A 19,155-nucleotide genomic window follows, 5' to 3' on the forward strand; every position below is an offset into this window, starting at 1 on the left:
TCCAGAGTCAATGGCAAAAGTCAAGAGTCAATTAATTATTTCTCCCCTTCGGGTGACGCTCCTTCGTCGCTAACGCTGCGCTAACGCCAGTCGCCTGCGGAGGGAAACCCTCCCGCAGCGCTGGTCTCACCTTGTCTCCCCACACTTCCCACACTCCTTGTCTCCCCTAGCTCCCTACTAGCTTAAGCTAAACACATCTGCTAAAACACTAGTATCGCCTACAAGCCGATTCTTGGCTGGAGAGTCATAAACTACCAATAATGAAGGCTTCCCTGCTACATCATTAAATAGCGTCATCCCCTCAGCATGGTCTTCCCTATTTCCATAGGGAATTTTTTGTATAAGCTCTGGATAACTCAGAACATCATCTGCTACCTTAACGCCACCTTGCCAACGATAAACTTGCACTGGGCCGTCCAAATCCATCGTCGGCCCGGCTAAAATCAACAAGTCTTCTCCATCCAAATATAAATCTCGAATTCCTAAGCCATCCAACCACAGAAAATGCTTTTTATATGCCTTGTTTTCTGCGCCAATTGATTTCAATGTCATCAATCCTGGGTTAGAATCTTCTAACTCTATTTCTAAAATTACAGCCCAACCTCGCAATACTGGGCCTCGTAAAGCCAGAAAAATTCGGTTCTGATATATGCTGATCCCTTCGATATCAAAGCCATTGTCTTTTCCGGGAATTGCTGCTTGGATATAAAATCCTAAATGAGGGTCATCTGCTAATGCTGATGTGAGCAAATTACCTTGGTTAGTCAACTCTAATTTAGCAGCAGTTAACTGCATATTTGGATTTTGCGGGTGTGGACAGGAGGAGAATAACTTACCATCTACAAGCGGAATTCTGCCTAGTATGTAACGGTTAGCTTCTGATGTAATTGTTGCTAATCTTTGAATATTTTTGACATCGTTATACTTAGATTTAGGTTTTTGGCGCTTGTAGCTATGGGAACCTGTCAACCATAGATAATAATCTGCATAAGCAAGCCCTTCAATATCAATTTCTGCACTTTCATGTGCGGGTAAATCAATAAATTCTGCTACTCGAAATTGCTGATGCTCTGCAAATTTGTTATTTTCGAGAAATGAGAGCCTTTCAAGGGTTGAGCTTTCATCCGATCCTAACCATAAATATCTTTGTGGGGTTATTAATAGTGCTGAAAGGTCGTTTCTGTGTTTAGCAAAACTTTCTGTAAAGGTTAGTAATACTTGATTTAGCAAATGGCAGTTATCCATATTACATAGCCTTAAGTATGCTTAGTCAAGCTTTTATTTTAGTAAGGTTTCAAATAGTACAAATCTGCCTAGGGAAATACAAAATAATAAATTTTTTGTGACTTATAATAGTAGATTTCAATCAGCGATCGCTACAACAATAATTATGAGTAATTTACCAATCTTCCAGTTCATGAATTATTTGATAGCAAAATAAAATTTTTATATGTTTAAATTAAGTTTGGTTAACATCAAATTTTCCTGATGCTTTTTTAACTAATGTTATGATGCAAGAATCTAATTCAGTATTTATTGGTGTAAATTATGGAATTATCTAACAATCCCACTATCCAAACTCTTGGAGACTACGCTTACCAGGCGATTCAAAAACATTTTAAGAAAACCTTGAAATGGGAGAAATCAGTTAAGAAAGATGAAGATCCAGAAGCTTTGCATCAAATGCGAGTAGGGATGCGTCGCTTACGTACCTCTGTTAGTAGGTTCGCAATAGCACTGGATTTATCAAAGCCGATTAGTGATAAAAATATCGGTAAAATTGCTCGCCGTCTTGGTAATCTCCGAGATTTAGACGTACTCAAAGAAACCCTAGAAAAAGAATATAAACCACGTTTATCTAAAAAAGAACAGAAACATTTACATACAGCGTTTGATGCTATAGCAAAACAAAGAGAACATGCACTAGCTACAGTAGAAACTACATTAAAAGATGAATCTTATAAGTCGCTAAAAGAAGAATTAGAAACATGGTTAGAAAAACCAAGGTATAAAGATTTAGCATCTATTACTATTCAGCAAGTTTTACCCGATTTACTGTTACCAGAAGTGAGTCAATTCTTATTGCATCCCGGTTGGCTTGTCGGAACCGAAGTGGGAGAATCAGAGTTAAAAATCCGCAAAGACTGGGAAGCAGAAAAAATAGAACAACAACTAGCTAATAGAGGTGAAACATTACATAGTTTGCGTAAACAAGCTAAACGCGTACGCTACCAATTAGAATTATTTTCCGATCTCTACAGCGAATCTTACGCCGCTTATATTGCAGATGTGAAAAATATCCAAGACATTTTGGGCGCAATGCAAGATAGCGTAGTTTTAACTGAGTGGCTTGAGGATGTATTTAAGTCAGATATGCATAGTCATTTGCATGGGCTGACTAAATTATTAGCAGAAAATCGTTACCAATTATGGCAGCAATGGCAACCATTACAAGAGCGCTACTTGAAAACCGAAACTCGACATGGCTTTCATTTAACAATATTACATCCCAAACAATCTGCTTTTTTGAATGAAGATGCGCCTAGCGAGCAGACAATTGGATAGGAGCTTCCAGAGATAAAACATAAACGCTGCTTTGAGGAATCTGCACAATTCGAGTATTTTCTGCGGAACGCAAACCTGAGACTAATCCAATAGCACTTCCCAGCATTGCACCTCGGTCAAACTGTTCGGGATCTCCATTGCTCAAAAATCCCAAAGTACTGCCAGTCAGCCTACCCCAAACCGAACCGTTTTCTACAGCTTTGTCATTAGCTCGTTTATGGGTAATAGTAGTACCAGGAATCATCTGGCTTGATGCTTTAATTGAGACAATTCGACCATTAATGACTAAGGACTGTGCCACAATTTTAGCGCCCCCATCAGTGGGTTTAAGGACTATGGTGACGGGAGTATTTTCTGGCGCTACAACATTACCTTGAGCATCTTTAATTGCACTAGCTAAAGGAAGCGTCAAAGGATAATCTTTCTTTTGTCCGACATCTACAGTCACAGGTGCGGGAAACGAGACAATAATTGCTGTATCTTGAGGAATAGTAATATCTTGGTTAACTGCTTGGGGCTGCACAGTAGGTTGAGGTGGTACGTTAGGAACTGGTTGAGCGCTAGCTGGTACTGAGACAGCACCTAATAAAGACACAGAACAAGCAAGGCTTAACAAGATTTGTGATTTCATGACTGTTTTCCTGTTGATGTAAGTGGTGTTTGCAAGGTTTCAACCCCTTCACTCCATCAATAGGTTTGAGAGCATAAGTTTATGCAGTCTGAAATTGATTCACTGCTTGCGGCGTACATAGCTAACCCCATCCAGCCAAATGGCAGTCTCAGGATCTTTCGGATCGGCAATTAGGATGCGACGCTCGCTTGAGCCATCATCGTAATTGATATACAGCATCATCCCTTGAATGCGATAGCGACCGCGTTGATTTGGCGCTACGTTGCTAGTAGCAACAGATACGTCGCCAGACTCTGCATTTCCCCCGGCACCATTACCGCGTATAACTCGGCCATCAGACGAAAAGCGATATTGCTCCCAAGCTGCGATTGACTGGCTACCGCCAACCGCAACGTTCCCCGTGCCAGAGAGCGAGCGAAATAACCCGTTAAGCTTGAAGTTTTCTGGCAATTTCGGATATGTCTTTGAGAAAGGTAACGCCTCCCAACCGTCTTTGCTTGCCAGTTCTAGTTTGCCACCCTGACGACGCCAACGCGTCCATTCATCTGGTTTGGCTCGTTTGTGAGCTGCAATACCGCCGTTAAAAGAAAGCCCTTCAACATTGGTGAGGGCATCACCGTTGCGAAACAGTACAATCGGATAGATCTTGACTGTCAAGAAGCCACCGATGCCCATCGCTGTGCGCGAATTGAAACCAAAACTATCGATCTGCTTGACAATTTCGCTGTCCGATGAGGAAGTAACAGTCCCAGGCTTGCTGGCTGGTGGTTGTTGGGCTTTCTTGGGTGTTTTGGGCGGTTTACTTACCGATGAGAGAAGTTGCGGCGATACCTTTGCGAACTGAGCATCTGGCATCCGAGACACAGACAGCGCCACAGAGCAAGGATTGAGATTGGTATATTGATTGGTAATTTGTTGAGTGATGGTAGACAGAGCCAGTTCGAGTTGCTGTTTTTGGGTGGGGTGGCGATCGAATTCAGGCAAGCGGGCGCGGATTTGGGCGACACTGTTGGTAGTTTCCCAAGCTTCAACTTTACCCACATCGCTAGCGGCAAAGCCTCCACCCTGCTTGCATTTTGCGGCGAAGTAATCGAATACCATTACAGTCAGCGCCGCCTTCATGAATGGCTCACTCGTAATGTCACTGTCTTGTGCATAAGCACTCTGTGCCGCAGCCATTGAGATCGACAGAGTTAGTGCCATAACCTTTACTCGCATACAAACTCTCATATTGTGACGTTAACGGTTGAATTGAATGGCAGTAGATATGTTTAGCACCCATTAACTGCAAATTATCTCTGTTTTGTTCGCTTTCATGAACTGTTATGCCGCGATCGCTTCATAATTATTTATACTCAGTCATTGCCGATTGCCTTTAGTCTTGGCAAATCTTGCTCGGAATTCTCTAAGACTGACGAATATTTTTATTGAAACATTGGCAAGGTAGGAATGTGAGATTTTTTCAATATTTAATCAAAGGTAATCTAAGGATTCATTGCGACGGGCGATCGCCACTTTTTTGTAACTCAAAAATAATTTAGCTTTGCTCGGATGTATCGTTGCTTATTTCCATTACTTTTGGATTAACTCCATAATATTTAGCAGCTTCCGACATCTTAAAATGCAATAAACTTTCATCACCAAGTTCTTGAATTACCTCAGGTTTAGATGGAACTATCTCCAGCACATTCATAATTTCTAATGCTATTGATTTAGCTAATAAAGGAGGTACAGAGTTACCAACTTGGCGGAAGCCGTGCCATTTAGTGATATGAAATCTAAACCAATCAGGATAGGAATGCAACCTCGCTGCTTCTCTAACGGTGATACATCTGGGCGTAAAAGGATGAATTGGTCTAGGAGAAGTAAAAGAACCACGATACATATCTGTACCTGCTCTTAAGGTGTTACAAACACCAGCAGGATGTAGTTTATGAAAGCGACTAATTGGTTCTCTTTCACCTTGAACTGTAGCAACAAAGCGTTCAATAGTTGCACTTGAGTGTTTGGTGCGGAAACTGGAAGAGAGAATTCGGGAATCAAATTTACGCGTGTATGAATAATCATTTTCTGAAGTCTTGATACCCCGAAGTGCCAGAGCATAATTACTAGGCTTACCATACGCTGCAACAACCCAATCTCTTAATAGTAACTCTGAATATTGTTCTACTTCCGGTATATCTCCAATTGCATCCCAGACTGTAGGACTAGTTGGTAGTAAAGATGAATTTTTCTTTGGGGAGTTATGCGGCTTTGCTATTTGGGTTATACGTTGGGGATATTTTGGTAAAGCTACATCTTCCCTTGCTCCTAAGAGAAATAATCTTTCTCGTGCTTGGGGAACTCCGTAATGAGCAGCGTTGAGAATTTGGTAATTTTCTTCTACTTGATAGCCTTCGCTTTGAAACTCACTAATCAAAGTTTTGAGAATTTGTTTATGTTCGCCTATTGTGATACCACGAACATTTTCCATTACAAAAAATTTTGGTTGCAACTCTAAAACTAGACGATGAAAGTGAAATACTAAAGAGTTGCGTGGGTCATCAAAATTTCGTTTTCCAATAATAGAGAAACCTTGGCAAGGAGACCCAGAAATTACTACATCAATTTCTCGATCGCCAATTTGCGATCGCTTTCTAATTTCTTCCCCAGTGGTATCCACAACGCTTTGGCATAATACTGTCCAAAAGGGAAAGTTAAATTCATGAATTGCACAATGAATCGGGTCAATTTCTATAGATGCGAGTACATCAAACCCAGCTTGTTCAAAGCCAAGAGTCATTCCACCTGCACCCGCGAATAAGTCAACTGCGATTGGTCGTTGTGTTCTCAACTCATGAGCCATGACCCAAAAAGTTTAAAGGTTAAAGTATAAGGCTAAAAGATGCCATTTTATACTTCATCCTAGCCTAAGGCAAGCCACCCTCCGGGTGTCTACATACTTTATACTTCACCCTTTATCTAGCATTTGCAAAATTTCTTGAGCAGCGCGATTGCATACTCCCAATTCTCCCAAACTCTGGCGCATTTGGTGATAATCTACGAGAGTTTGCTGTTTTTTCTCATTATTGAGCAGTAATTCCATTGCGGCTTGAGTAATATTCTCTGCTGTAGCTTGCTCTTGTAAAAATTCTGGCACAATTCCCCGCATCACTACCAAATTCACTGGCGATGCAAAAGGGATAGAACCTTTGAGGATTTTACGGGCAATCCAAGCTGTAATGGGATTCAGGCGATAGACAACCACTTGCGGTACATTTAACAAAGCAAGTTCCAGGTTGACTGTACCTGATTTGGTAATGGCAAAATCAGCCGCAGCAAAAACTTCTTTTTGTTGACCGGATACAATTGTTGCCCGTAACCCATAACGCTGAATTCCGGCGGTAATTGGTTCTCGGAAGTCTTCTAGAGACAGGGGAATCCAAAAATGTACCTCTGGTAATTTTGCTTGGATATTTTGGGCAGCTTGAAAAATTACAGGTAAAAGATATTTTAATTCTTGACGACGAGAAGCTGGTAACAGAGTTATTGCGATCGCCTCTGGCTCAATTCCCAATTTAGCGCGGGCTTCCTGGCGGCTGGGAGCGCTTTGCATCCGATCGACTAGAGGATGCCCCACCCAGGTAACATTGGCACCTTGCTGGCTAAAATAACGGGCTTCTTCGGGGAAGATGGCTAAGAGCTTCTTTGTAAACCCAACAATGCGGTTGGTGTTACGCAAACTGACAGACCACACCCACTCTTGGGGAGCTATGTAATAAACTACTGGCACTTGCGGCAAATTCTGCTGCATATACGTACCAACACCCAAATTTGGCCCCATATAGTCGATTAGCAGTACCAAGTCAGGGGGATTTTGTTTCAAATAGGCGATCGCTTTTCGTTGCACTAGGAGAGTTGGTACAACATAACGCAAGGATTCTAAAAGACCCACCGAACCAATACGACTAGTATCGCCCAGTATGGTTGCCCCTGCCTCTGCCATTTTTTCACCACCCAGCGCCACAATCTCCAATTCCACACCAGCAGCCACAGCTTGACGCTTCAGCGCTGAAATGAGTAGAGAACCTTGCAAATCGCCAGATACTTCGCCAGTGCTGATAAATATCCGCATTTGGTAATTGGGAGGAAATAAGGGACAGGAAATTGGCAATTAAAAGAAATATCTTTTTATCTCACGCAAAGACGCAAAGACGCAAAGAAAAATGCAAAATCTCTCTTCAAATCTCCTTCCTTTGTGTCCTTCGTGCCTTGGCGGTTCGTTTCTTACTGTTTGAGTTGGGTATTTACACCTCAACTCAAACTTACTAACTAACTTACGACTCATCACTGCTGCTTGGTTTACCCTTTCCAGGAATTAAACCGCGTCTTCCTGGCATCTTAGAAAGTAGCAGGAAGCGCCGCAGGTGTTGTAGCTGTTCGGTATCGCCTAGTAGTTCTAGCTGTTCTAAAGCCTCTTTGAAAGTTAAGTTAGAGCGATAGAGAATCCGAAAGGCTTTTTTGAGGATTTGCAACTCGTTGGCGTCCATACCAGAGCGTTTTAGCCCTACCAAATTGAGGGTACGTACTCGCGCTGGATTGCCCTCCACAAGCATATATGGCGGCACATCCCGGTCAATACGTGCCATACCCCCTACCATTGAGTGCTGGCCAATATGCACAAATTGATGAACTCCCAAAACCCCGCCAAGTCTAGCGCGTGATTCTATATGCACGTGACCTGCTAGGGCTACGGAGTTGGGGATAATTACATGGTCTTCAATCACGCAGTTATGAGCCACATGGACATAAGCCATTAATAAATTACCGTTGCCAATGACCGTTGCTTCCCCTGCACCAGTGGCGCGGTTGATGGTAACGTATTCGCGAATTTGATTATTGTCACCAATTTTGACCCAGGTAGGTTCTCCCACATATTTGAGATCCTGGGGTTCCATACCGATAGTTGCACCAGGGAAAATTTGATTTCGTGCGCCAATTTCACAAGGCCCTTCTAGCACTACATGAGAGCCAATGATAGTTTCAGGGCCGACTTTAACATTCGCTCCAATCACAGCATAGGCACCGACTTGCACTGATGGGTGGAGTTCCGATTTAGGATGAATTACAGCAGTTGGGTGAATAAGCGTCTTCAAGGGTGAATCTCCAGAACTGTCTTAACTAGCCTGCGCCGTGCGGGAGTTATCCCGTTCAGGCGGCTGGCGTTGCGGAACGTTGAAATATTCGGTTACTGAAGTATAAATACTCAGCTACCGAAGTGTCGGGCAAAGCAAGTTAAGTGTGAGGGCGACGAAATTTAAGAAATTATAAATTACTCTTGTGGCTAGTGAGTTTTACTGCTATCCTTTTTCAGGTTTCAGTAAAGGCACTTCACGGCTGTGCCCTAACCACAAGAGGTGGTTTTTAGTTTACTAAAGAAAACATTAATTCGCCTTCAGCAGCTATCTGACCGTCAACTTCAGCACGACCTTGCATTTTACCGAAACGACGTTGTTTTACCCACAACAGTTCCACCGTCAGGATCAGCTGATCTCCTGGGACGACTTGGCGACGAAAGCGGACTTTATCGATACCAGCAAACACGAACAGTCCACCTGCTTCATAATCTGGTAGTTGTGTCAGGACTATGCCGCCTACTTGTGCCATTGCTTCAACAATTAGCACTCCTGGCATCAGTGGCCTTCCTGGGAAATGACCTTGAAATTGTGGTTCGTTGATGGTGACGTTTTTCACACCAACTGCTAGTTTTCCTGGAACATAGTCGATAATTTTGTCTACCAGTAAAAACGGGTAGCGGTGGGGCAAGAGATTTTGAATTTCTTCAATTGAGAAGGTTTTTTTCGGTTCTAGCGTGCTTTGAGCTTTAATGGTATCGGCGTCAGTGAGGGTTGTCATTGGCTGTGCGCTTATTTTTCAATCTGGAATCAAGTCAGCGAAGGAATTTTAGGTTTTAGATTTTCGACTTGAGAATCATTCCCAAATCTAAAGCCCTAAACTTAAAATCCTTTGTGCCAGTTGAATATGTAAATTGTGGCTGGCCTTATACGCTAAGAAGTGAGCACGAGGAAGATTTCCTAGTAAACTCAAATCTCCTACTAAATCCAAGATTTTATGACGTACTGGCTCATTTGCAAATCTTAATGGTGGATTTAACCAGCCATCAGGGCCGCAGACAAGAGCATTCTCTAAGCTACCACCCTTAATTAAGCCAGATTGCTGCAAATGTTCGATTTGATGCAACAAACCAAAGGTACGGGCAGGAGCAATCTCTGTAGCAAAGCTAGCAGAAGCTTTTTCCAAGTCGGCACTTGGCGACCAACTGTGCCATTGATTACCAATAGCAGGCAGATCGAAGTCAATACCATAACTAAAACGGGTTTCTGGCGCGGGGATAGCAGCCACAAAAGTATCGCCCTCATAAATCCAAATTGGCTCTTGAATAGCTGGGGGTACTTCAGTGTCAGTTTTGGATTGCGATCGCCAGCCAACTTGAGCGATGCTTTCTGCCCATATCCGCGCCGAACCATCTAGTAGCGGTACTTCCGGGCCATCAATTTCAATTCGAGCGTTATCTACACCCATAGCCGTCAGAGCAGCTAATAAATGCTCTACGGTACGGATACACGCCTCACCTTTACCCAGCTGGGTTGAAAGCAGAGTTTGACTAACTGCTGCCACTTGCGCTGGAATAATGGGCGAATTTGGTAAATCTACTCGCACAAAGTAGCGCCCGCTACCCACCTCTGCTGGTAATATCCGAACTTGGGTACTCACACCGCTATGCAGCCCCACTCCAGTTTGAGCGATTGGCGCAGCGATTGTGTGTTGTTTGCGGTTGGTATTGTTCATATTCAGATTTAGTAAAACCTGCGAACTGCACCTGAAAATATTAATGATTCCTGGTCAAGGGTCAAGAGTCAAGGGTCATTAGTCATTGGTTTTTTACAAATAACTAATGACAAAGGACAAATGACAACTGACCAACTTAAAACCTTTCCCCAATCCCGAAATTAATCCGGCTGTCACCATCATCGTTGAGACCGTAGTCAATACGAATTGGCCCCAAGGGTGATTGCACGCGCACGCCAAGACCATAGCCATAGCCAGTACCATTTTTGTTCAGTATTTCTGCGGCTCTGGTACTGGTGCCCAAATCGCTACCAAAATCGAAAAATAATGCCCCACTGACTACGGAAAATACGGGGAAGCGATACTCAACAGAAGCTTGTACATAACTGCGGGAGCTGGTTAATGTGCCTTCTTCATAACCCCGAACCGAGTTACTACCACCTAATGTAAAGGCTTCATAGGGTGGCAAGTCACCAAAAACCGTGCCTCCTTGCAAGTTAAAAGCCAGAGTTTGCGGCCCCTTACTTAACCTAATTAAGTTGATGGGAACGTATTGGCTGTAACTACCCCGTAACCGAGTGAGGAAGATACTACCTTGTCCGATGGGAACTGACTGATCGACCCCAAAACGCAGATAAGAACCACTAGTAGGTTGCAAGGGGTTATTTCGGCGATCGCGCTGCGCTCCTAGTTGCAATAGCAGCAAATCATCGTCACCTGTCCCCGATTGCGTTAAGGGAATTAGTTCTGTTGGCTGTCCGTTCCGATAAATTGTGCCTTGCGATCTGCTATTGCCATCGGCATCTTTGGTGGAAACTCGCTGATATTGGAAACCCGCTGAAGCCGTCCATTCGGAATTGGCGTAGGGATTAGCCGAAAGCGGACGGGTAAAAGTCAGACCGCCACCTAAACGGACAACACGGGGGCGATCGCCTTCGGTTTGGCCTGGTGCAAAAGTCTCAATATTTTCATCTTTGCCGTCAAAAATTAACGAAATTGAGCGACGACGGAAAATATTAGCTGTATAAGAAGTCCGGTAAGGATCGCCAGCAATCCAAGGATCTGTAAAGCGCAGGTCAAATAACAGTTCCCGTTCGCCTACCTGTAACTCTGCTCCCAATTTTTGGTTTCTGCCATTGAGGTTTTGCTGCTGATAACTAATGGTTCCAAACAAGCCACTGGCAGAACTAATCCCCGCACCCGCAGCAATCGAACCGCTATTGCGTTCAGCCACATTCACTACTACATCTACTTTGCTGGGGTCGCTACCAGGGTCAAGGGAGACGTTCACATCTTCAAAGATTCCCAAGCCATAGACCCTTTGTAGATCTTTTTGTACGGTGTTGCGGTTGAATACCTGTCCTGGTTTCAACTCCAATTCTCGCGTGATGATATATGGCTGTGTCCGTCCGCGGATTGGTTGTCCTTTCTCGTCTGTTTCCTGACCTTCTTTGTTGCGGAACCGGACGCGAACATTCTCTACTACCCCTTCTGCGACCTGTAAGGTAACAACTCCATTTTCTGTGACTTGGGGCGCGCCGATGACATTGGCTAGTACGTATCCTTTATCCTGATAGCGCTTGGTTAACTGCTTGATACCTTCTTGCAAGTCACGCAAGTTGAGGATTCTGCCATACTGATCGCGAAAAATTTCATCGGCAGTGTTTTGCGGCAGTACGGAAGTAACATTAGTACCAGGATTTGCTTGGATTTGTACTTTGGTGAGGACTGGGTTGGGCTGGACAACAAAACTCACCCTTACGCCTAAAGGTGTATCTTCTGGTACTGCTTGAACATTCGAGAAGTAACCTGTACCAAAGATGGCATTGATATCTTCTTGCAGTTGGGAACGGGTGGTTGTCCTTCCTGGTTGGGTACGAATTGCTGAGTAAACTTGATTTTCTAGTTCTGGTGTTAATTGCCCAGATTGCGATCGCACCGCTACTTCCGATACCAATACACGGGGTTCGCTCGATTCTGGAGTAGTTTCTTGATTACTAGGAAATACAGGTGTCCCTACAGGTGGGTTGGTATTATCCGGGGTTGGAGTATTACCAGGAGCCGGAGAGGGTGAGGGTTGTGGCGTACCTGAAGACGGCTGGTTGGGAAATGGTAGTTGTTGAGGAGCAGGTTGTGGGGTTCTTTGTTGTGGTGTTGGCTGGGGAGTAGGTTGGGGGGTTCTCGGTTGTGGAGTTGGTTGGAGAGTAGGCTGTGGTGTTTCTTGAGGGACTTGCACAGTTTTTAGTGTTATCTGTGGTGTCCCAATCTCTACTGACTGATTTGGTAGTGCGGCGATCGTCCGAGGCTGAAGTCCCTCTAATGCTTTTACTCCAGCGCTAGCGGGTTTTTCTACTTGTATAGTTGTTGGCGTTATAGTCCCAGATGAGCGATTAGGAAATGCTGCTACAAGATTCCGAGGCTTAAGACCTTTGAGTGCCCTTACCCCAGCGCTAGGCGGTGCTTGAGGAGTTTGTGTAGTTTTTGTTGTTGTGGTTGGCACTATTACTGCTGATGTGGCAGTCCCCACTGAAGGATTGGGGAATGCGGCGACGACAGTAGAAGAATGGACACTTTCCTTGACCGCCACCTCTAGGGACTGGGTGGAAGATTCTTGTTTCTCTTGAGAGTGTTCTTTATCGATGTCATTGTCAGCTTGCCCATCTGTCACCGATGGAAACAACTCTGCTGTCTTTTGGAAATCGTCAGTAGTTTGTGCATTTGTACTTAGCGGAGTACTTAAAGGCGCTGTAATTGCTACCGCGGCCACTAATAGGGGAGATAAACGCATTTTATTTCAGTTCCTCTTCTCATCCACACACCATCACAAGGCAATTATGCTCTCATGTAAAAGGTAAAAAATGAAAATAATATTTTTACCGTTTTAATTTAATTTCCGTTGTCTACTGCTTGTAAAACTCTTTGTAAAACCTCCTGGTAGGCATTTTCTATATTTCCTAAGTCTTTGCGAAAGCGGTCTTTGTCCATCACCCGGAGATTAGTATCCTCTTGGGCTACATCCCACAAACGACAAGTGTCTGGGCTAATTTCGTCTGCTAGAAGCACTTGCCCTGTTGAGTCCAAGCCAAACTCTAGTTTGAAGTCTACTAGGGTAATACCGCAACGCAGCCAAAAGCTGCGCAGGAACTCATTGATTTGCAATGCTAGATGAGTAATTGTCTCAACTTGTTCCGGAGTAGCTAGTTCCAGCAAGTAGAGGCGATCGCGTGTTAATAACGGATCGCCTAGTTGGTCGTTTTTGTAATAAAACTCTACCAAAGGCTGTTTTAGTATTGTGCCCAATGGCAACCCAGTTTGCTCACACAGACTACCAGCTGCAATATTTCGCACCACAACTTCTAAGGGCAAAATTTTTACTGCTTTCACTCGCATTTGATGCGGGGCAGGGTTGTCAATAAAATGAGTTTTTATACCTTGTGCTTCTAACTGCTGAAACAGTTTACTAGATATACTACAGTTAATATTTCCTTTACCTAGGATACTGCCACGTTTTTGGGCATTAAAGGCAGTGGCATCGTCTTTAAAATCGGCTAACAAGACTTCAGGATCGTCCGTCGTGTAGAGGATTTTTGCTTTGCCTTCGTATAACTTGGAATTAACAGACATGGTAAGCAGTAAATTTACAGGTGATGGGCAGTGTTTGGCGCTCGAAGCTAAACCATTTTATCTTTAGTTATTAGTAATTAGCCATTGTTGATGCATCAATGGTCAATTACAACAGGCAACAGCACTCCTAGTTTGATTTGTAAATTTACTCTCAGATACACCCAATAGGCAATAGCAAAGGAGGCAGATAGCAGAGTTGGTCATGTTTTCATCAATTAGATTCCTATCGCAGCGTTCCACTGTTTGAGGGGGAAGCTCAATTTTTAGTTCAGGTGCTTTTTTTAACAATCCAATTACATTTATCTATGCAAATAAATATATTTAGTTTTGGTAATACAGTATATATTAATACTTTATTAATAAGGCTTTTAGCGTAGTTCATGGTGTGCGTTATTTCGTGCAATCATGGACTAAGATGTAATGAATTGGCCGCGATGGGAAATAAAATCCCACTTTTGCCATATTCATTAAAAACCTTCTTTGTGAATCTTCCTATTTAATGATTTTTACCTTTGATAATCTCTGTAGTAAATTAATATTGACAAATTTCCCCAAAAGATTTACACAAGAGGGATTTAATTTTGCTATTACTCCCGACTGGACAAAACAGAGATGTAGCGCGGTTAGTAATTCAGCTTCAGATATAAACACAGGGGGGAGTTGAATAAATGGAGAAAAAAGCAGTGAGTAAAGATGATTTTCTCTATCCTCGTGGTCGCTACTACGGTCACGTGAAGCCAGAAAACTTAGTTTTCAATGCCAATTTACAGGAATTTGCTCAAAGAGTCAGTTATATATGTAACTTAGAAACTGGCGGTAAATTACCACCAGAAGAAGCTTACGAGCAAATCAAAGAGCTTTGGAAAAATTTAAAACGGACAAAAAAACAACTCAAAATTGGTGAAAACCCCTTTCAGGATGACCAGGGTAACGAGGAGCAGCCTGAAGGTTAAGGGATTAGCAGGGAAGATAGAGAGTGTGGGGAGTGTGGGGAGACAAAGGAGAAATGACCAAGGATTATTGTCTTTTCTCGACTCTTGACCCACGAGTTATGATAGTTATTTATGCTTCAATGTCGAATGCTATCAAGCCATCAATGCATGGTATGATTTCGGCTTTGATTTGTTCGTGAAGAGGATGGGGTAAATAAGCATCGCGAGCAGCAGCACTCTCGAAAGTCATGAGAAACCCATGAGTATAACCCTGATTCAATCCTTCACTGCTGGAGTATGGCCCGCCTGCAAAGTAGGTGATACCGGGAAGCGTTTGGGAAATTTTCTGTAACTGTTTTAAAAAGCCTGTAATCTTTTCCGCAGCAACTTCCGGTTTGAATTTAAATAAAACCATGTGTTGAATCTGAGGCATAAGCAAACCTACTGTTTAGACTTATGTTCGCTGTCGGTAAAAATTAAGATATCAATTTGCTGATGAGACAGCAAGACTACTTAAATTTCTGTTACTTAGTAGTCATTGTCCAGACACCATCCCAAGAATCAAGGGGTGGTGTTTTTTGGTAATTGCGAGCGCGTTCTAGGTGGATATTAACAGCTTGGTCTTGAGGGCGAATATTCTTAGCATCTGTAAAACAGTCGATCGCGCGTTGAAAGTTACGTGCTAAATAAGCAATTCTACCAGACTGATAATAGAATAAAAATTCTTGGGTGGCATCATCAAGAGGAGTAGCGCGATCGCTAATTAGCTCGTAGATATTTACCGCTTGATACTTACCTTTGACGCGAATTTTATCTAACTGTCTCGCCCAAATGCGATCGCTACAGAGTTGATAAGTAAATTCACTCAAAACAATGTCACAACCATATTCTTTTGTGACGCCTTCCAAACGGGAACTTAAATTTACACCATCGCCAATGACGGTGTAATCCATGCGTTTGTGGGAACCAATATTACCAGAAACCACTTCCCCAGAACTCAGCCCGATGCCAATGTGGATTTGCGGTTGTGCTTGAATAATCCGCCGTTGATTAAATTCTGCCAAGCGTTGGCGCATATCCAATGCTGCTTGTACGGCTCGCCAAGCATGATTTTCTGTGAGGGGTAAAGGCGCACCAAACACTGCCATTAAAGCATCGCCAATAAACTTATCTAGGGTGCCTTCATGGTTAAAAACTGCCTCTACCATTGTTTCAAAATACTGGTTGAGCAATGATACCACCTCAGCCGCACCGAGATTTTCTGTCAGGGTAGTATAACCACGGATATCAGAAAATAAAATTGTTACTTCTTTTCGTTCTCCTACCATTAAGGCATCTTCTCCCAAAGCCATCACCTGTTCGGCAACGTGGGGTGTGAGGTAGCGGTACATGGTAGTTTTCAAGCGTTTTTCCTGGCTGATGTCTTCTAGCACCACCAAACCACCTCTGACTCCACCTTCGGGGTTAGTTAAGGGATTGACAGTGAGATTGGTGCTGCGTTCGACTTTTTGCACTTCACTGGCACTCAAAAACTTAGATTGGGGAGTTAGGGGTAAATTCCAGGGAATAAAAATATCGGGATTTTGGCGATCGCCCACTGCCAAAATTACGGTATCTCCAGATCCTGGTGTATGAGTTCCGCTGCGTCCGGTATCGCTTTCACTGTTTACTCGTTCAGAACTTTGGACGTGATACAATCCCACTGTTAAACTTTGCTCTGGAACGTAATGTTTTGCCCCAGTTTTTAAACTATCTTCCAGCCGCATTTGCAGATTTTCAATCGGCACTACTTCCCAAACTAGGCGACCGAGTAAATTTTGTTCCCACAAATGTTTATTACTTTTATGATGAGTCTCTCCTATGGGACAACCCAATAATTGCAGTGCTGCATCATTAATTGTGACAATCCGACCTGCCATATCTGTAGAAATTACAGCATCAGATAAACTTTGCAAAATATCTTTTTGATACTGTTTTTCTAACAGCACATTTTCAAACAGGCGAGCATTTTCTAAAGCAATTCCGGCTTGGATATTAAAAGCTCGCATAAATTCTTCATCAGAGGTAGTAAAACTACCTTGTTGCTTATTAATTAACTGAGTTACCCCAATTAATTCATTAGCAGAATTAAATACTGGCAAACATAAAATATTGCGAGTTAAATATCCAGTTTTTCTATCTGTAGATGGATCGAAGCGCGGATCTCGATAAGCATCAGGAATATTAACAGCTTCCCCAGTAGCAGCCACATAACCAACAATTCCTCGATTACAAGGCATCCGGATTTCGATTGCATTTGTACCATCTGCTGCTGCTGCTACCTTTGTCCAAAGTTCACCCATTTCTTTACGATATAAAAATAGGGTGCTGCGGTCTGCTTGCATTAAAATCCGGGCTTGCTCCATGACTATTTGCAAAGTTGCTTCTAAATCTAAACTTTGTCCTAGAGTTTGAGTTGCCCTTAAAAGTGCTGTAGCTCCCCGTTGATTGCGAGCTGCTACATAAAAAGTTTGGCAGCTTTCTAAAATAATCCCAATTGAAGCAGCAAAATCTCGAAATCGTTCTTCATCATGATGATTAAAGGGAATATCCCCTGCTTTATTAGCCAGTTGTACTACTGCGACAATTTGATTTTTACTGCTCACAACTGGCATACATAAAAGATTACTAATTTTATAGCCCATTTGTTTTTCTAGTTCTGGGCTAAATAAAGGATGAGTAGCGGTTTCAGCTATATTTAAATATTGACCAGTACTGGCCACATGACCGGGAATGCCAACTGTAATTGGAGTCCGAATTTCTAAGAATTTTTGACTATTATCTTGGGGAACTTTTGACCACAACTGACCTTTGTCATAATCTACCAAAAAAATTGCTGTGTGTTCTGCTTGCAGAATTTGACCAATTTTTAATGTGATTGCTTCTAGCACTTTCTCTAGCATTGTTTCTAGAGCTTCATTATTAATTAGCTCAATTGCTCTGAGAAACTGCTGAAACTCAGCCGTAATAAAATCGAGTAAACAGACAAATTCATTAACAGAAAGGTCTTTAACACGACGCAGTAAAGCGTGGGTACGATTAACTTGTGTAAGTTCAGTTAATGTAGCCAAGACGCTACCAGGATTAGGAAGTGTCATGGGAATTTTAATTTTAGATTTTAGATTTTGCGAAAAGTCGAGCCAGCGCCTTGGGCGGCTTTGCCGACTTGAGGCGACTGGCGTCGGAGCGCCGGCTTCCGGCGATCTGAACTTTTCAAGACGGATTTTAGATTTATACTGCTATACACCATTTAACTGAGAATTACCACAGCACCCGAAAATCAGCCGAAGTGGGGACGCGAGGATGATTTTTCTCCAAACCTCTCAACGTCCCCAGATATTGCTTGCGTGCGATCGCCTTATCTTCTGCCTAACTAGACAGCTTTAGTCAACTTTTGAGAATAAAGCACCTTTTGATAGTAATCTTCTAGCTGGCGTGTGGCATTTGCCCATCCCCACCTTTCGGCTTCTTTACGGGCATTTTGACGGATTAGGTCACATTCTTGTTTCTCCTGTAAAAGGCGAACAGTAGCGGTAATTGCACCTTGAATATCTGCTGTTGGCTCAAAAAGATAGCCATTCACCCCGTCTGTAACAATATCAGGAATTCCGCCCGAACGAGCTGCGACTACAGGACAACCAGCTGCCATTGCTTCTAGGAGGACTAATCCTAGCGTTTCTGTACGGGAAGGAAAAATAAAAGCATCAGCACTAGCAAAAGCGGAACCTAACTCCCTACCCATAAGGTAGCCGACAAAGTTGGTATTAGTCCCTGCAAAGTGTTTTTCTAGTGCTTGGCGGTGGGGGCCATCTCCGACCAATGCCAACCGCGCCTCTGGAATTGCCTCTAAAATTGGTTTGATGCGCTCAATTTCTTTCTCAGCCGAAAGCCGACCTACGTAGAGTAGTAGCGGGCTTTCTGGGTGATTTTGCGATAAACGCGATCGCATTTGGTCACTAGCTAATTCAGGATGAAATAATTCTGTATCTACACCCCTTTGCCACAAATCTACCCGTTCAATACCATGTGCTGTTAATTCCTCCATCATCGCTGTGGAAGTACAGAGATTTAACTCGGCTTGATTGTGACCGCCTTTAAGTAATTCCCAAAGCAAACCTTCTAACATCCCCAAGCCGTAATGTTGAAGATATTGGGGTAAATGGGTATGGTAAGACGCTACTAAAGGAATTTTCAGGACTTTGCTATAAAATATCCCAGCTAATCCCAAAACGGCTGGATTAACGACATGAATAATATCTGGTTGAAACTCTTCTAAGGCGTAACCAATAGCTGGGCGAGGTAATGCCATTTTTAATTCTGGATATAGTGGCAAAGGAAAGCCACTCACACCATAAACTTTCGCTCCTTTATGTTCAGCGATCCCGCCATCCGGGGCAATCACTAAAACTTGATTTCCATGACGCTGTAAATGGTCAACGGTGTGACGCAGGCGCGTGACAATGCCATCAACTTTGGGCAAAAAGGTTTCAGTGAACAGAGCTATTTTCATGCAAA

15 protein-coding genes are annotated in these 19,155 nt (G+C 43.1%); 2 read left to right on the plus strand and 13 right to left on the minus strand.

The genetic code is table 11. The features are described 5' to 3' along the window. Positions 1 to 177: 177 nt before the first annotated feature. The gene (locus tag AACU33_RS10440) at positions 178 to 1,245 is read right to left on the minus strand and encodes a DUF3616 domain-containing protein (protein ID WP_096588440.1); all 1,068 of its coding nucleotides are present in this window, start codon (positions 1,243 to 1,245) and stop codon (positions 178 to 180) included. Between the two features lie 303 nt (positions 1,246 to 1,548). Here AACU33_RS10440 and AACU33_RS10445 point away from each other — a divergent pair, with 303 nt between their 5' ends. After that, complete coding sequence (locus AACU33_RS10445; protein ID WP_096588441.1) at positions 1,549 to 2,565, plus strand: CHAD domain-containing protein; 1,017 nt, start codon at positions 1,549 to 1,551, stop codon at positions 2,563 to 2,565. On the opposite strand, the gene AACU33_RS10450 is transcribed toward AACU33_RS10445, so the two are convergent. The 9 genes from AACU33_RS10450 to purC all read right to left on the minus strand — a co-directional run bounded on the left by AACU33_RS10450 (position 2,543) and on the right by purC (position 13,669). Continuing rightward, complete coding sequence (locus AACU33_RS10450) at positions 2,543 to 3,196, minus strand: hypothetical protein (RefSeq protein ID WP_096588442.1); 654 nt, start codon at positions 3,194 to 3,196, stop codon at positions 2,543 to 2,545. The genes AACU33_RS10445 and AACU33_RS10450 overlap by 23 nt on opposite strands. A gap of 99 nt (positions 3,197 to 3,295) precedes the next feature. Then, the gene (locus tag AACU33_RS10455) at positions 3,296 to 4,414 is read right to left on the minus strand and encodes a hypothetical protein (protein ID WP_096588443.1); all 1,119 of its coding nucleotides are present in this window, start codon (positions 4,412 to 4,414) and stop codon (positions 3,296 to 3,298) included. Positions 4,415 to 4,733: 319 nt separating this feature from the next. Continuing rightward, positions 4,734 to 6,041, minus strand: coding sequence for a DNA cytosine methyltransferase (locus tag AACU33_RS10460; protein WP_096588444.1), 1,308 nt, complete (start codon positions 6,039 to 6,041; stop codon positions 4,734 to 4,736). Positions 6,042 to 6,146: 105 nt separating this feature from the next. Further along, positions 6,147 to 7,310: a lipid-A-disaccharide synthase gene (gene lpxB, locus AACU33_RS10465; protein ID WP_096595212.1), complete on the minus strand. Its 1,164-nt coding sequence runs from the start codon at positions 7,308 to 7,310 to the stop codon at positions 6,147 to 6,149. Between the two features lie 202 nt (positions 7,311 to 7,512). Next, complete coding sequence (gene lpxA / locus AACU33_RS10470) at positions 7,513 to 8,331, minus strand: acyl-ACP--UDP-N-acetylglucosamine O-acyltransferase (protein WP_096588445.1); 819 nt, start codon at positions 8,329 to 8,331, stop codon at positions 7,513 to 7,515. Positions 8,332 to 8,599: 268 nt separating this feature from the next. Next, entirely contained in the window at positions 8,600 to 9,091 is a 492-nt protein-coding gene (gene fabZ / locus AACU33_RS10475; RefSeq protein ID WP_096588446.1) for a 3-hydroxyacyl-ACP dehydratase FabZ, read from the minus strand. 87 nt (positions 9,092 to 9,178) lie between these two features. Beyond that, a complete protein-coding gene (lpxC, locus tag AACU33_RS10480; protein ID WP_096588447.1) occupies positions 9,179 to 10,045 on the minus strand; it encodes a UDP-3-O-acyl-N-acetylglucosamine deacetylase in 867 nt (288 codons plus the stop codon). A 136-nt stretch (positions 10,046 to 10,181) separates the two neighbouring features. After that, entirely contained in the window at positions 10,182 to 12,833 is a 2,652-nt protein-coding gene (locus tag AACU33_RS10485) for a BamA/TamA family outer membrane protein (protein ID WP_096588448.1), read from the minus strand. Positions 12,834 to 12,931: 98 nt separating this feature from the next. Next, on the minus strand, positions 12,932 to 13,669 hold the full coding sequence (gene purC / locus AACU33_RS10490; protein WP_096588449.1) for a phosphoribosylaminoimidazolesuccinocarboxamide synthase: 738 nt from the start codon (positions 13,667 to 13,669) through the stop codon (positions 12,932 to 12,934). A 668-nt stretch (positions 13,670 to 14,337) separates the two neighbouring features. On the opposite strand from purC, the gene AACU33_RS10495 reads away from it, so the two are divergent. Next, positions 14,338 to 14,622, plus strand: a complete 285-nt coding sequence (locus AACU33_RS10495) for a DUF7219 family protein (protein WP_339375904.1) — start codon at positions 14,338 to 14,340, stop codon at positions 14,620 to 14,622. A 109-nt stretch (positions 14,623 to 14,731) separates the two neighbouring features. Here AACU33_RS10495 and AACU33_RS10500 read toward each other — a convergent pair whose 3' ends face one another. The 3 genes from AACU33_RS10500 to AACU33_RS10510 all read right to left on the minus strand — a co-directional run bounded on the left by AACU33_RS10500 (position 14,732) and on the right by AACU33_RS10510 (position 19,150). Then, positions 14,732 to 15,034, minus strand: a complete 303-nt coding sequence (locus AACU33_RS10500; RefSeq protein WP_096588450.1) for a Dabb family protein — start codon at positions 15,032 to 15,034, stop codon at positions 14,732 to 14,734. A 91-nt stretch (positions 15,035 to 15,125) separates the two neighbouring features. Beyond that, positions 15,126 to 17,738, minus strand: coding sequence for a GAF domain-containing protein (locus AACU33_RS10505; protein WP_096588451.1), 2,613 nt, complete (start codon positions 17,736 to 17,738; stop codon positions 15,126 to 15,128). A gap of 275 nt (positions 17,739 to 18,013) precedes the next feature. Then, on the minus strand, positions 18,014 to 19,150 hold the full coding sequence (locus AACU33_RS10510; protein ID WP_096588452.1) for a glycosyltransferase family 4 protein: 1,137 nt from the start codon (positions 19,148 to 19,150) through the stop codon (positions 18,014 to 18,016). Between the last annotated feature and the right edge of the window lie 5 nt (positions 19,151 to 19,155).

Origin of the sequence: Calothrix sp. NIES-2098 (assembly GCF_963875125.1) — a bacterium.
Lineage (GTDB): Bacteria > Cyanobacteriota > Cyanobacteriia > Cyanobacteriales > Nostocaceae > Aulosira.

Coding starts and splice junctions, on each gene's coding strand:
- AACU33_RS10510 (WP_096588452.1), bottom strand. CDS start 19,150: ATGAAAATAGCTCTGTTCACTGAAACCTTTTTGCCCAAAGTTGATGGC.
- AACU33_RS10500 (WP_096588450.1), bottom strand. CDS start 15,034: ATGCCTCAGATTCAACACATGGTTTTATTTAAATTCAAACCGGAAGTT.
- purC (WP_096588449.1), bottom strand. CDS start 13,669: ATGTCTGTTAATTCCAAGTTATACGAAGGCAAAGCAAAAATCCTCTAC.
- AACU33_RS10495 (WP_339375904.1), top strand. CDS start 14,338: ATGGAGAAAAAAGCAGTGAGTAAAGATGATTTTCTCTATCCTCGTGGT.
- AACU33_RS10445 (WP_096588441.1), top strand. CDS start 1,549: ATGGAATTATCTAACAATCCCACTATCCAAACTCTTGGAGACTACGCT.
- fabZ (WP_096588446.1), bottom strand. CDS start 9,091: ATGACAACCCTCACTGACGCCGATACCATTAAAGCTCAAAGCACGCTA.
- AACU33_RS10455 (WP_096588443.1), bottom strand. CDS start 4,414: ATGCGAGTAAAGGTTATGGCACTAACTCTGTCGATCTCAATGGCTGCG.
- AACU33_RS10460 (WP_096588444.1), bottom strand. CDS start 6,041: ATGGCTCATGAGTTGAGAACACAACGACCAATCGCAGTTGACTTATTC.
- AACU33_RS10450 (WP_096588442.1), bottom strand. CDS start 3,196: ATGAAATCACAAATCTTGTTAAGCCTTGCTTGTTCTGTGTCTTTATTA.
- lpxC (WP_096588447.1), bottom strand. CDS start 10,045: ATGAACAATACCAACCGCAAACAACACACAATCGCTGCGCCAATCGCT.
- AACU33_RS10505 (WP_096588451.1), bottom strand. CDS start 17,738: ATGACACTTCCTAATCCTGGTAGCGTCTTGGCTACATTAACTGAACTT.
- lpxB (WP_096595212.1), bottom strand. CDS start 7,310: ATGCGGATATTTATCAGCACTGGCGAAGTATCTGGCGATTTGCAAGGT.
- AACU33_RS10440 (WP_096588440.1), bottom strand. CDS start 1,245: ATGGATAACTGCCATTTGCTAAATCAAGTATTACTAACCTTTACAGAA.
- AACU33_RS10485 (WP_096588448.1), bottom strand. CDS start 12,833: ATGCGTTTATCTCCCCTATTAGTGGCCGCGGTAGCAATTACAGCGCCT.